Origin of the sequence: Rhabdobacter roseus (genome assembly GCF_014202275.1) — a bacterium.
In the GTDB taxonomy this organism is placed as follows: domain Bacteria; phylum Bacteroidota; class Bacteroidia; order Cytophagales; family Spirosomataceae; genus Rhabdobacter; species Rhabdobacter roseus.
Window position 1 is genome coordinate 644503 of sequence record NZ_JACHGF010000001.1, and the last position, 13807, is coordinate 658309.

Sequence of the window (13807 nt, forward strand, 5' to 3'; positions counted from 1 at the left end):
TCCCATGTTTGTCGATGCCATTGAAAAAGTAGATCAATTCACGCGCCCTATTCACTTTATTGCCCGCTACTACGGAGGCTCCGACATTATTCCGGGTACGGCCACGCTTTTCTTCGTCAATGAAGAGGGCTGCGCCATTACCTGCCGCCACGTAGCGGAGCATCTACTACAAGCCGAGGCTATCTACGCCCACTACCTGAAATTTAAAACCGAACTTCGAAGCTACGGTTCGGGACGCGTTTCGGACGCTTTACGGACGCGCCTGGAAGATCAGTACAAGATCAATAAAGAAACCGCCATTCGTGTCCGCTCCAATTTCGTCAATTCCGTGTCGGGCTTCAAACGTTTCACCATTCATTTGCACGCCTCCCAGGACCTGGCCATCATTCAGTTTCACGACTACGAAGCCAAGCACTACCAGGGGCACGCCTACTTCCTGCGCGATGGGCGGCACATCCGGCAGGGCAAGTACCTGTGCCGGCTGGGGTACCCGTTTCCCGAATTTACCAACTACCGCCTCAACCAGCAGCTCGACGACATCGAATGGACCAACGAAGGGCGCATCAATACGCCCAATTTTCCCATCGACGGTATCGTGACGCGCCACATTGGTGAAAACGGCGGCCAAAGCGGCATCACCGGCATCGAAATGAGCACGCCTGGCTTGCGCGGGCAAAGCGGCGGTCCGCTCTTTGACCGCGCCGGGGTCGTGTACGGGATGCAGAGCGCGACGCGCCACCTGCACCTGGGCTTCGACCAAACCAACCGGGAGGTAATCAGTGAAGGACTGAAACGGCGCGTCTCCAACTACCCCTTCCTGAACGTGGGCCTGTGTGTGCACGTGGATGTCATCAAGAATTTCCTGCGCGAAAAGAACATTCGTTTTTACGAAGCCGACGGCGACACCGGGGCCTGATACAACTGCCGGTACCGCAGCGGGCTGTAGCCCGTAAAGCGCCGGAATAACCGGTGAAAGTGGGAAAGGTTCGGAAAGCCACAAAGCAACGCTACCTGTCCTACGCCTTCTGAAGTTGTAACGAGCAACTGCCGGGCGTGGCCCACCCGAAGCTCGTTGAGGTACGCTACGTACGATTTGCGCGTGCGCTGCCGAAAGTACCGACAAAAAGCAGCCTCGCTCAGGTGGGCTATTGCCGCTATTTCGGACAACGAAATGGTTTCTTTGAAATGTAACATGGTATAATCCAGGATGCGTTGCATACGGTCGGTCTCCACTTGGTTGGGGCGGGGCAAGTACCCCTCACTTGCCAAGAAGCGCCGTGTATTTTCCTGCACCAGATTCAGTAATAACCGTAGAAAAAGAACTACCTGCTCGGCCGGGGTACTTTGGGGGGGCTGATTCAGCGCCGAAGCGGCGTCATGGTCGTTGCGGCTGGGCCGAAAGCAGAGGCCGCGCTGAGCGCTCAGGAAAATAGGGGTCAGGGCCGAAAACTCCGGAATACCCGCCAAAGCCGATTGCACGAAGCGCTCCGAAAACTGAATCACTACCGACTCGCTTTCGTGCGTGGCAGGTACCTGATAGTACCTTTCGTCGCTGCGCCAGCAGTGAGCCAGGTTGGGTCCTAAAAGTACCAGATCGCCCTCCCGGAACGCTTCGACCTGGTCGCCCACGAAGCGCTGGCCCTGCCCCTGAACGATGTAAGTGAGCTCGTACTCGGGATGGAAATGGTAGGGCGCGTCGAAGTACGGACCTCGAAAATGCTTCACTACCAATGACCGCCCCTCCCCCAGTCCTACTTCTTCCAGATAAGCCTTCATAGCTAGTTTGTGTTAAAAATTGATCTAATTAGTGAGGAGAAAATCGTATACTGATCAATAATGTACATAAACAGGAAAAAAAGCTAATTATTTCTTCCTTAAGAAAAAGCGAACTTTGTCAAAAGAATCAAATTAGCTTTTAACCTACCTTGTATAAAATGACATTGGATAAAAAAGTACTGCTGGAAGAGCTGGCAACGCCCTACCAACTACCCACCGGAGCCGTGGAGTTCTACCGCGAGTACGGCTACGTAAAACTAAAAAACGTACTCAGCCCCGAGTTGCTACACTACTACGGCACGCTGATCACCGACCTGGTGATCCGGCTCAATACGCTGACGAAGCCGATGGAGGAGCGCACTACCTACGAGCGCGCTTTTTTGCAAATCATGAACCTCTGGCGGGAGGATGAGGAGGCCCAGGAATTTGTTTTTTCTAAGCGACTGGCCCAAATCGCCGCCGACCTGATGGAGGTAAAGGGCGTGCGGCTCTACCACGACCAAGCCCTGTACAAAGAGCCGTCGGGGGGTATTACGCCCTGGCACGCCGACCAGTTTTACTGGCCGCTGGCCTCGCCCAACACCGTGACGGTGTGGGTACCTTTGCAGGCCACACCGCTGGAAATGGGCCCGCTGGCCTTTGCTGAAAAGAGCCAAAGCGTGGAAATTGGGCGCGATCTGGAAATCAGCGATGAAAGCGAAGCCCTGATGGCCACGCAACTCGGTCAGTTTCGGCTCCACGAAACGCCCTTTGCGCTGGGCGAAGTAAGCTACCACGCGGGCTGGCTTTTTCACCGGGCCGGAGCTAACGCCTCCGAGCAGGCGCGCAAAGTGATGACGATGATCTACATGGACCAGGATCAGGTGATCTCCGAGCCGCGTAATGAGTACCAACGGGCCGACTGGACCACCTGGCTGGCGGGTAAGGCCGTGGGTACCACGCCCGACAGCGCGCTTAACCCCGTGCTATTCAGCTACTGAACCTCGCTATTTAAAAGAGGTACTTTGCTATTCGTCGTATCGTCCGGGCAAGGGGTGGTGCGACGAATTTTTTTTGGTAAAAAACGTTCTTTTCTAAAAGCATGGCTAAGGTACCTGTGAGCCTGGCTAAACTTTACGATCTTTGCAGCCTTATTCGCTATCACGTTTATGAATCGTTATACTTCCTTCCTGTTGCTACTGGGTACTTTGCTGAGCCAGGTGGCGCTGGGGCAAATCCAGAAACCCGCCAAGTGGACCTACACGTTTTCCAAAGCCCAGGTGAAGGCGGGCGAGACGGTAGACCTCATCTTTACGGCCACCATCGACCCGGCCTGGTACCTCTACTCGTCTGATTTTGATCCTGACTTGGGCCCTATCCTCACGTCGTTTGATTTAAAAGGGCACCCATCCTACGAGAAAGTAGGGAAGCTCCAGGCCATTAAGCCCAAGAAAAAATATGACGACGTCTGGCGCGGGGATGTGACGTACTTTACGGGCAAGGGGGAGTTTCGGCAGACGATCCGGGTCCTGAAAGAAAATCCGGTGATCAAAGGTACCTCGGACTACCAGACCTGTACCCTCAATAATGGTCTGTGCGTGCCGGGCGGCGAAGATTTTGAATTCCCGGGCCTGAAAGTAGTCGCCGCCGCCAGTGGAGTGGCCCCCATAAAGCAGGACGCCATCGACGCTGCCACCGGCGCGGCCGTGGCCACCCGAGCACCCGCCGCCCCCACTACCGAGCCCGCAAGTACCCCCACGGGCATTGCCCCAGTGGATACTGCCCCAGTGGACGCTGCGACTTCCTCCGCCCAGGATTCCAACGCGTCGTTACGGTCAGCACCAACGCTCGAAAGTACCCCTCAAGGTACCTCCGGCAGCACCCCCGCCGCCAGCGATTCGTTGCTGACGTTCGCCCTGGCGGCCTTTCTGGCCGGGCTGGTGGCGCTGCTAACGCCCTGCGTGTTCCCGATTATCCCCATGACGGTTAGCTTTTTTACCAAACAACAGGGCGGTAAGGGCAAAGCGTTTATCTACGGCATTTCGATCATCCTCATTTATACGCTCATAGGTACTTTGGTGTCGCGCATCAACGGTCCGGCTTTTGCCAACTTTGTAAGTACCCACTGGCTGCCCAACGTCCTGTTTTTCGCCATCTTCTTCGTTTTCGGGTTGGCGTTTTTGGGGCTTTTTGAAATCGTACTTCCTAGTAGTTTTGTTAATAAAATCGACGCTCAGTCGGATCGCGGCGGGCTGGCGGGCATTTTCTTCATGGCCTTTACGCTGGTGCTGGTGTCGTTTTCGTGTACGGGGCCTATCGTAGGTAGTTTGCTGGTAGCCTCGGCGGGCGGCGAAGTCGTGAAGCCCATTGTGGGCATGGTGGCGTTTTCATCGGCCTTTGCCATCCCGTTTACGGTTTTTGCGCTTTTCCCGCAGTGGCTCAAAAGCCTACCCAAGTCGGGCGGCTGGCTCAATACCGTGAAGGTAGTACTGGGTTTCCTGGAGCTGGCGCTGGCGCTGAAGTTCCTGAGCATTGCCGACCAGGTGTACCACTGGCGCATTCTGGACCGCGAAGTGTACCTGGCGTTCTGGATCGTGATTTTCGGCATGTTGGGTTTTTATTTGCTGGGAAAAATACGCACCCCGCACGACTCGCCCGTGGAGCGCCTCAGCGTACCGCGCATTCTGCTGGCCATTGTCACGCTTACGTTTGTCGTTTACATGCTGCCGGGTATGTGGGGCGCGCCGTTGAAGGCGCTCTCGGGCTACTTGCCACCGCAGACCACGCAGGATTTTAGTATGGCCAGAAGTACCTCGGCCGAAAGTACCCCCCTGGCCGAAGTACCCAAGCACGCCGAGCTTTTTAAACTACCCCACGGCTTGCAGGGCTTCTTCGACTACGAGCAGGCGCTGGCCTACGCCCGGCAGGTCAATAAGCCCGTCTTTATTGATTTTACGGGCCACGGCTGCGTCAACTGCCGCGAAATGGAAGCCCGCGTGTGGTCAGAAGCGCCCGTACTGCAACGCCTGCGCGAAGACTACGTGGTGGTGGCGCTGTACGTGGACGATAAGACCGAACTACCCGAGGCGGACTGGTATACGTCTTCGTATGATAACAAAGTAAAGAAAACCATCGGTGCGCAAAACGGCGACCTACAGATCGTAAGGTACAACAACAACGCCCAGCCGCACTACTGCCTCGTCGACCACGAAGGCGGCTTGCTGGTACCGCCCATCAACTACGACCTGAATGCCGAAAACTTCGCTAAGTTTCTGGATAGCGGCAAAGCCGCTTTTCGGCAGCAGTAGCCGGTAGGTACTTTAATACAAAAAAGGAGAGAGACCACCGTGGCCTCTCTCCTTTTTTGTGTACTCCAGAAGTACCCAAAAGGTACCTTTTATTTGCCAATAATCTTGATCAAAGTACCCTGCTGCACCACGTCTTTGGGCTGCATGCCGTTCAACGTACCCAGGTCTTCGAGGCGGTTGGCGGGCATGCCCAGGCTGCGCATGGTTTCTTCAAAAGTACCATTGCGCGGCACGGTCTTGACCAAAATACGCTCCGGCTTGCGGTTGAGCTTGTCGGGGTCGGTGAGGATACGGAAGCCCTCGGCTACGGTCCGGAAAGTAGGTAGGTTGGTGGTGAACTGGGCGGCATAGCTCATGCCGTGCAGGGCGTAGATGTTGCCGCCGTACTGAATAAGCCAGGTACCTACACGCACCACGGTGTTAGGGTCCTGCGGCGCCTGGGCTTGGCCCTGCTGTTGCTGCGGCTGCTGTTCCGACACCAGCACCAGCGCCTGGTTGCCGTTGATGGTCCGTTTGGTATTTTCAAGTACCTTAAAATTATACTGCTTGATCACGTTCTGCGCGGCTTCGTCCAGGGTACTTCCCTGCGCCAGCGTGAGCAGCATCAATGACTTGCCGTCTTTGGGGGCCATCTGAAACTGGATGGGTGAGTTTTCGGTGCGCCATTCCTTAGGTACCGGAAACTGAAACTTCAGCTCAGGATGGTAAAAAACGCTGTTTTCCACGAAGCCCTGCTTGGGGTCTTCGCCGTACACCATGCCTTCGATCATCCGCATATAGCTGTCGCGGTTCACCACGTAGGTACCTGGGTGCTTCTTCTGGTACTGCTGGGCCAGTTTCTTCACGGTTTGCTGGCGGTCGCCGGGGTCGGGGTGCGTCGACTGGAACGTCGGGATCACCTGGCCGCTACGCTCGCTGAGGCGCTTCAAGGTACCGAAGAAGTCGGCCATTTCGACGGCGTCATACCCGATTTTGCTCGAATACTCCACGCCAATTTCGTCCGACTCCGACTCGTGCGCCCGGCTGTGGCTGAGCAGAAATAGCCCCAGGCTCTGCTGGGCGGCGTCGGCCATTTGCCGAAACTGCTCCGACACCATCACGCCCGCGATCAGCCCTACCTGGCTGAGGATCTGGGTGCGTTGCTGGCGGGCCGAGTGCCGGGCCGTGATGTGGCCGATCTCGTGCCCAAGTACCCCCGCAAACTCCGCCTCGTTGTTGAAGTGAGCCATGATGCCCCGCGTAAAGTATACGTAGCCGCCGGGTACCGCAAAGGCGTTCACCACGGGTGAGTCTACAATAAAAAACTGAAAGGGGAGGTCGGAGCGGTGCGAAATTTTGGCCATCGCCTGGCCTTTATCATTGATAAAATCCTGCAATTTTTTGTCTTCATAAAGCCCCATGGTGGCCACCACCGACGGGTGCGACTGCTGGCCAATGGCTTTTTCCTGATCTTGAGACATAAAAATAAGCTCCCGCTTGCCCGAAACGGGATTGCGCGAGCAGCCCGACAGCAGCAAAAAGGCCGAAAGCAGTACCAGCGAGGAAGTAATCTTGGGTAATCTCATGCCGATGAATGTAGGTTAAGTAGTGTGTTGAGCGGAGAAAGGACACATTCTTCATCACAAAGAATTGTGCCAAAAGTACGCAGAGAATCCGACAGCGTACAAATTGTATTGTAATTTATTGATAGTTAACCAATTAAAATGGGGTAGGTAAAGTACCTGCTTAGCTAGAATAGTAGGCCGAAAGGAGCCGCCCTGGGTGGGCGGCTCCTGGGCAAAAAGGTACTTGGGGTACTTTGCCGTTAGAGCGGAATCTGGTAGCCCAGCGAAATGGCTACGCCCTGGTTGCGCACGTTGGCCCGTACGATGGGGAGGTCGAGCAGGCGGCTGATGCCCTGCTGGTAGCGGGCCTCGGCCATGATCTGTCCGGGGCCCGCCTGAAAGCCCACACCTACCCCGGCTATGCCACTAAATTCGAAGCGCTGGTAGTTGACCGACTCCAGGCCGATGTTGGTACGGATGGGCCGCAGCTCGATCAACACCTGCGGGCGCGTCACGAGGGTAGCCCCGGCGGCGTAGCCAACGGCGGGCCCTACGATGAAGTAGGCATGGGCCACATCGCCGCCCGTCGATAGCTTGAGCAGCACGGGTACATCCACGTAGTCGGTACGGAAAGTAGAGCGCCCCCCCAGCGGAATGGGGAAATTGCCCAGGTTGAAGCTGGTACCGCCGCGCATCATAAAGCCTTTTTGCTGAAAGCTTACCTCGGGCCGAATGGCTACGTGGTCGGAGAATTGGTATTCGGCGAAGATACTGGCGCTCGTCCGGGCCGACCAGCGAAACTCGGGCGCGAGGTTGGTGATCAGTTGCGGTTGGGAAACGCTACCGATGTAGGTACCTCCGCGCACCCCCACCGACCACTGGGCCGAGGCGAAATTGACTGAACCTAAAAAAGCAACGAATGAAAGTAGAAACCAACGGGTCGTTTTCATGGCAAAAAAAGAAATTAGAAATGAAAAAATGGGAAAACGTACACGTGGTCATAGGCTAGCGCTCGTCGGTGAATGATTTTTTAGGTTAGAGATCGTTGGTAAAAAGTTGTTCCAGCGCCGGGGCTGCCGGGGTTGGACAAGGGCACGGTGGCGGCGTTTAAAGAGGACGTAAAATTTTGTCGGTACTAGTCTGATGTGAACATTTGCCGTAAAACATTGTATACTTGTGTAAAAGCACACGTGGGGCCGAGAAGGCCGTTAACTACATGACATCCGAAAAAACGACATACAGCGCCCTGCCCCGCTGGCTGGCCCGGCTCGACTTCCTGGGGCTCTTCGAAAAGGACCCCTTCGGAAACTGGCTGGTGGTGAAAAGGATACTGATTTTTATTTTGGGGTGGTTTACGTACTACCGCTACACCGCCGTGAACAAAATCCGGATCGAGGGGACCGAGCACCTGCACCACCTACCCGACCACGGCGTGCTGTTTTTGTCCAACCACCAAACCTACTTTGCCGACGTCATTGCCTTCTACCATATTTTTTGTGCCGTTAAGTGGGGCTACAAGGATACCATTTCGCCGCCTTTTTATTTGTTTTCGCCCCGGGTGCGCAGCTACTACGTGGCGGCTTCCGAAACCATGAAGGAGGGGGGCATTTTGCCGAGAATATTCAGCATGGGTGGGGCCATTACGGTGGAGCGCTCGTGGCGGGCCCAGGGCGAAAACGTGAAGCGGAGCCTCGACAACACCGCGCAGGACAAGATCGGGATGGGGCTGGGCCACGGCTGGGTCATTAGTTTTCCGCAGGGTACTACCAAGCCCTACGCGCCCGTCCGGAAGGGCACGGCCTACCTCATCAAAGAGCACCAGCCGGTGGTAGTACCCGTGGTGATCAACGGCTTCCGGCGGGCGTTTGATAAGAAAGGGCTGCGATTCAAGAAGCGGAACACGACGATCGTCGTGCAGTTTAAGCCCCCCATGTACTTCTCGCCGGACGAAGCCGTGGACAGTATGGTGGCCCGCATCACCACGGCCATCGAGCAGGATATTCCCAAACAGCGAATGACCTGGCTGCGGGAGGAGTGAAGAAGGGGTACTTTGGTACTTAAAAAAGCGTACGGAGGAAGAGCATCAGAAACTTCCGCCGTACGCTGCTGTGTAAGATTAATTCCAGCGGCTGCCGAGCGGGCGGTTGCGCAGGGTTGGGAGTACCAGAAAAAAGCCGGACGTAAGGAGGATGGTCCAGGGAAAAATACTCAGCCAGAGGCCCAGCTCGGCGTAGTGCCACGACTGCCACAGCAAGTACCCCACCCACGCCAGGGCCACAAAAGACACGCCCATAGCCAGAGAATGAAGTACCGCCGAGCGGGCGCTGCCCGGCATACGGTGGAGGGTGAAAGCCATCAGTAGGTAGTAGACAGCGGCGGCTACATTCAGGAAAGTAACGGCCCAGAATAGATTCGTCATGTTCGTAATGGTCAAATGGAAAGGTCTAGGAAGACCGTTGGATTTCAGTAGGTAATTTCGGTGCGGGGGTACCTTCAGGGAATAGCCCGAGTTAGGTACCCCCCGCCCTATGCCGTTAGTTGTGGGTAGGCATTCTGCCTGGGCTATCCGTGTCTTCGCCCGTTTTACTTTGCGAGCAGCTCCGGGTTCGTACCAAAAGAAATGTGTTTTTCATGGCTCTTTAATTCTAGTAAAAGGTTTTTGGCTACTAATCGTAGAAAAGTACCCCGGCGCCGGGCTTTCTTTCTTCGACGCAACAAAACTACCGGCCCCTAAAAAACTCCGAAAGTTTAAGTAGCTGAAATGCGGGAAAAATAGCCCGAAACGGGTACTTCTGGTGATGAGCCGTTTAGCGCGCCTACCTGATCCAGGACCTGGATCGGAGGGGTACTTGTAGGCCCTGCGGGTACCTGTGCGGAGCGAGCGTGGCAGCTCACTTTCTTTTGCCTCCGGTTCCATTCAGTTTTACCACGCTTCGCTAAAAAGAAGTGGACTAGTAGGGACTATTTCGCAACATTTACAAAAAATGAAAAGAAGGTACCTGGGTGGCCCTCAGCCGGGCGGGTAGCTCTAGGCCCCAAGCAGATCCTGTAAACGAATAGTAAACCCAACATGAAAGCAAACGTTTCGGCTTTGATTCTCCGACAGGCCTTGGTGTTGGTCTTGCTGGTGGTGAGCCGGCAGGGCTACGCACAGCCGCGGGAGTTTAAGGTAACCCAGTACAACGAAGCCCAGGGGCTGGAGAGCCGCACCATTCGTTGTATGTTACAAGACAGCCGCGACTTGCTATGGCTAGGTACGGTGGAAGGGCTAAGCTGTTTTGATGGCTATACGTTCAAGATGTTTCATAAAAAAGCGGGGGATAAAAACTCGCTTACTTCCAACTTCATCACGGCCCTGGCCGAAGACCACAACGGGCTGCTGTGGATTGGGTACCTGCAAGGAGGGGTCTCTTCCTACGACCCGGCCACGGGTACTTTCCGGAGCTATCTACTGCGTACTGAGCAAAACCGGCAGCTTCCGGCCCGGGAGATTACGACACTCTTTGTGGATCAGGATAACGACCTCTGGATTGGCTTGCAGCGGGAAGGTTTATTACGGCTAAACCAAAAAACGGGCCAATGTACCTCGTACAGCCTCGCACCTCCCGAGGCACCGGCAAATGACCCAAGCCGCCTGTACAACACGGTGTACGGGGCCGTCGAGACGGAGCCGGGGTACTTTTGGCTGGCAACGGCCAATGGCCTCTACCAGTTTATCAAAAAAACAAGTACCCTGCGCCAGGTACCTTTTCCCAAAGCGCTACAAAAGGACGTGCGGGTCGATTTGTTCACGTCCATCAAGCGCGAGGGAGACAACCTGTGGCTGGGTGCCTGGGCGGGCGGGCTGAGCCGCTACGGTATGGCTTCGGGCCGGTGGGATAACTACCTCCCCACGCCAAACAATAGTAAATCCACGACCAACATCATCAACGGGATGAGCTTCGAAGGCAAGGATACGGTGTGGGTAATCAGCGCGAGCGATGGCTTTGGGTATTTTCTTAAATCAAGCGCCTCGTTTCATTTTTTTGGAAAGAAAACCGACCTGGCCCCGAGGGATTATAGAGCCCTGATGCCCGACAAACAGGGTAACCTGTGGCTGGCTTACAACCAGGGACTTTTAAAAGTGCGAATGGAAAAAAAGAAATTCGTCTTTCATAAAGTACCCGTTTCGCGCTCCGACAACGGCGAGCACTACCGCCTTTCTAAAATCTTCGAGAACGACCAGTACCTGCTCACGGGTACTGTGTACGCCGACGGGCTTCACCTGCTCGATAAACGAAGCGGCCAGAAGAAAATCCTGTCTTTCGAAGCCGATCTGGGAGAGCCTTTCCTACTGGTGGAGGATATTTTGCAGGATCGCCGCGGCACGATCTGGGTCCTGACCCGTGACTACCTCTACCACCTGGACCAGCAGCGGCAGGTACTTGTGAAAATCCCGCAGCCTCCCTTGGCCGCTGGCCTCGCGGGGCCGTCAAACTTTTTTGAGCGTATGCGCGAGGACATACACGGCCGGGTTTGGATTGTTACGGGAGCCAACGGCGTATTTTGTTATGATCCTACTACACAGCGCTACACCCACTATGCGTCGAGCCAGAAGGGGAAATTTTACCTTCCGATTTCTCACCTCCGGGCCATCACCCTCGACCAGCAAGGGCGCATTTGGATCGGCGGAAGCTACGGGTACCTGGCCTATTTTGATGCCGCTACGGAGAAGTTTGTGACCCTCGCCGCCGACCAACTTGGAGAGGCGGCGGGTAGCCATGTGCTGGCTTTGCTCACCGACCGCGCCGGGAAAGTATGGGCAGGTACCTACGCGGGCTTGCTCTGCTACGAGGCCAACCGAAAGAGCCCGGCTTTTAAGTTTCTTTATACCTCAGAGAACGGCCTCCGGGGCGACATCACCGAAGAACTCTGCGAAGACGCTTCCGGCCGGATCTGGTGCATCACGATTGCGGCCCTTTGTGTCGTGAATCCGGCCAACCGCACGGTAGTCAGCTTTGGGGTCAATGACGGCATTGAGCATTCCAACGTAGGCGACCGCCTCACCCTTACGCCCCGCCTCACCATGAAGCTGTCGCTCAGCCAAGGGTACTACGAGTTTGACCCCTCGTTTCTGGAGCGCCAGCTAACCCGCGTGCCGGTCAGGATTACGTCCATGCAGGTCAATGATCAGGAGCGGTACTTTATGAACGAAGTACGCCGCCAAGAGCCCGTCAAGCTCGGAGCGGACGAAAACAGCCTTTCGTTTACGTTTGCCGCCCTTGATTACAACGAGCCCGAAAAGCAGCGATACCTCTACCAACTCGAAGGCTTTGACGAAAACTGGGTACCCGCCGGCCGCCGCCGGTACGCCAGCTACACCAACCTCCCCGGCGGGCACTACGTGTTTCGGGTCAAAGCCACCAGCGTGGACGAAGAATGGGGCCAGGCGGATACCTCGGTACCGTTGTACATCGCTACGGTTTTTTACCAGCTCTGGTGGTTCAGGGTATTGGTGCTGGGGCTGTGTATGGGGGTAGTGTACCTGATTTACCGAACCCGCCTCCGGCAGGAAGAGCGGATCTACTCGCTGCAAAGCAAGGCGCAGTCGCTGGAAAAAGAAAAAGCACTGGTGATGTACGAAAGCCTGAAGCAGCAGCTGAACCCGCACTTTTTGTTCAATTCGCTGACGTCGCTGAACAGCCTGATCCGCATTGACCAAAAAACGGCGGGGGAGTTTCTGGAAAGTTTAAGCAAAACCTACCGCTACATTCTCAAAAGCCGCGACAACGACCTGGTACCTTTGGAAAACGAAATCCAGTTTGCCCGCACGTACATCAAGCTCCAGAAGACACGCTTCGGGCGCGGCCTGCAAATTAACATAGCCATCAACGAAGAGTATAACCACTGGAAAGTGGCCCCGGTGATTTTACAAAACATGCTCGAAAACGCCATCAAGCACAACCGCGTGGACGAAGAAACGCCCCTGGTGGTAGATATTTTTACCGAAAACGATCAGCTGGTGATCCGGAACAATCTACAGAAAAAAAACTTCGTGGAAACCAGCAACCGGCAGGGCCTGGCCAACCTGGAGTCGCTCTACCGGTACCTGTCGGAGCGGCCCCTCGAAATTTGTGAAGAAAAACATTATTTTACCGTAAAAGTACCCCTTATATGATCAAAGCGGTCATTATAGAAGACGAAAGCCTGGTGGCCCGGGAGCTCCAGAGTAAGATCTCGGCCGTGGCGGGCGATGTAGAAGTGCAGGCCCTGCTACCCAGCCTGAAAACCGCCCGCCGGTGGTTTATGCAAAACGCCGAGCCGGACCTGCTGTTTATGGATATTCAACTGGGCGACGGCGTGAGCTTCGAGCTGCTGGAGCACTTTCACCTGAGCTGCCCCATTATCTTCACGACGGCCTACGACGAATACGCCATCCGGGCCTTTAAGGTGAACGGGATCGACTACCTGCTGAAGCCCATCGACGAAGGCGAGCTGGAGAAAGCCATCAGTAAGTGCCGGGCGCTGAGCGAGAAAAGTAAGCCCGCGCCGCCCGACCTCCAGGAGCTGCTACAGATGCTGGCCGGATCGGGTAGCCGGGAGCCGCTGTACAAAGAAAAATTCATCGTCCATATTCGTCATCAGTGGGTACCGGTCAATACCGACGACATTGCTTGCTTCTTCAAGGACGCCATCCATTACTTATATACCTACAAAGGAAACCGCTACGTGCTGGATTTCACCACCCTGGAAGACATCGAGGAGCTCCTGGACCCCCGGAAGTTTTTCCGAGCCAACCGGCAGTCCATCGTCAATATAGACGCCATCGAGACCGTGACCCTGCACGAAAACCAGAAACTAACCCTGCGTTTAAAGAAACCCCTGACGCTGGAAATTGACATTAGCCGCGAAAAAGCCCCCGGCTTCAAGCGGTGGTTCGACCGCTAAAAGACGCCCTGGCGGGCGGCAGCTCTCCTTTATATCTTCTAACCCAGGTACTTTCCCGGATCGCTCCTGCGCGCTTTTATGCGTGAATATAGGGAGCGGTTATACCTTTTTGTGCCGTTATTCGGTTATAGGTAGAAGAACTACCTTGCCAAGGTACTTGCGTGAGCACTGACAGTGGGGAAAGTACCAGCACCTTGGGGTACCTTAGGGCTCACCACGGCTACCAGGATGCCCTAGAAAGCATGGAAGTAAGTAGTTTTAGAAGCTCAGAGC

10 protein-coding genes are annotated in these 13807 nt (G+C 55.3%); 6 read left to right on the top strand and 4 right to left on the bottom strand.

All coding sequences use genetic code 11. The features are described 5' to 3' along the window. Window positions 1-4: 4 nt before the first annotated feature. The gene (locus HNQ92_RS02790) at window positions 5-916 is read left to right on the top strand and encodes a trypsin-like peptidase domain-containing protein (protein WP_184170592.1); all 912 of its coding nucleotides are present in this window, start codon (window positions 5-7) and stop codon (window positions 914-916) included. Here the strand turns inward: HNQ92_RS02790 and HNQ92_RS02795 are convergent. Further along, a complete protein-coding gene (locus HNQ92_RS02795; RefSeq protein WP_184170595.1) occupies window positions 886-1776 on the bottom strand; it encodes a helix-turn-helix domain-containing protein in 891 nt (296 codons plus the stop codon). The genes HNQ92_RS02790 and HNQ92_RS02795 overlap by 31 nt on opposite strands. A 158-nt stretch (window positions 1777-1934) precedes the next feature. Here HNQ92_RS02795 and HNQ92_RS02800 point away from each other — a divergent pair, with 158 nt between their 5' ends. Together HNQ92_RS02800 and HNQ92_RS02805 are read left to right on the top strand one after the other, a co-directional pair. Continuing rightward, window positions 1935-2756: a phytanoyl-CoA dioxygenase family protein gene (locus HNQ92_RS02800; protein ID WP_184170598.1), complete on the top strand. Its 822-nt coding sequence runs from the start codon at window positions 1935-1937 to the stop codon at window positions 2754-2756. Between the two features lie 168 nt (window positions 2757-2924). Beyond that, complete coding sequence (locus tag HNQ92_RS02805; RefSeq protein ID WP_184170601.1) at window positions 2925-5063, top strand: protein-disulfide reductase DsbD family protein; 2139 nt, start codon at window positions 2925-2927, stop codon at window positions 5061-5063. Between the two features lie 89 nt (window positions 5064-5152). Here the strand turns inward: HNQ92_RS02805 and HNQ92_RS02810 are convergent, their stop codons facing one another. Together HNQ92_RS02810 and HNQ92_RS02815 are read right to left on the bottom strand one after the other, a co-directional pair. After that, complete coding sequence (locus HNQ92_RS02810; RefSeq protein ID WP_184170604.1) at window positions 5153-6628, bottom strand: M48 family metalloprotease; 1476 nt, start codon at window positions 6626-6628, stop codon at window positions 5153-5155. 239 nt (window positions 6629-6867) lie between these two features. Continuing rightward, on the bottom strand, window positions 6868-7557 hold the full coding sequence (locus HNQ92_RS02815; protein ID WP_184170606.1) for a porin family protein: 690 nt from the start codon (window positions 7555-7557) through the stop codon (window positions 6868-6870). Between the two features lie 266 nt (window positions 7558-7823). Between HNQ92_RS02815 and HNQ92_RS02820 the strand changes: the two genes are divergently transcribed. Further along, on the top strand, window positions 7824-8645 hold the full coding sequence (locus tag HNQ92_RS02820) for a lysophospholipid acyltransferase family protein (RefSeq protein WP_184170609.1): 822 nt from the start codon (window positions 7824-7826) through the stop codon (window positions 8643-8645). Between the two features lie 78 nt (window positions 8646-8723). Here HNQ92_RS02820 and HNQ92_RS02825 read toward each other — a convergent pair whose 3' ends face one another. Then, window positions 8724-9026: a hypothetical protein gene (locus HNQ92_RS02825; protein ID WP_184170612.1), complete on the bottom strand. Its 303-nt coding sequence runs from the start codon at window positions 9024-9026 to the stop codon at window positions 8724-8726. Between the two features lie 651 nt (window positions 9027-9677). On the opposite strand from HNQ92_RS02825, the gene HNQ92_RS02830 reads away from it, so the two are divergent. Together HNQ92_RS02830 and HNQ92_RS02835 are read left to right on the top strand one after the other, a co-directional pair. After that, a complete protein-coding gene (locus tag HNQ92_RS02830) occupies window positions 9678-12764 on the top strand; it encodes a two-component regulator propeller domain-containing protein (RefSeq protein ID WP_184170614.1) in 3087 nt (1028 codons plus the stop codon). Continuing rightward, window positions 12761-13534 (top strand): LytR/AlgR family response regulator transcription factor, encoded by a 774-nt coding sequence (locus tag HNQ92_RS02835; protein ID WP_221307358.1) that lies wholly within the window; start codon window positions 12761-12763, stop codon window positions 13532-13534. The genes HNQ92_RS02830 and HNQ92_RS02835 overlap by 4 nt, the downstream gene beginning before the upstream one ends. The last annotated feature ends 273 nt before the right edge of the window (window positions 13535-13807 follow it).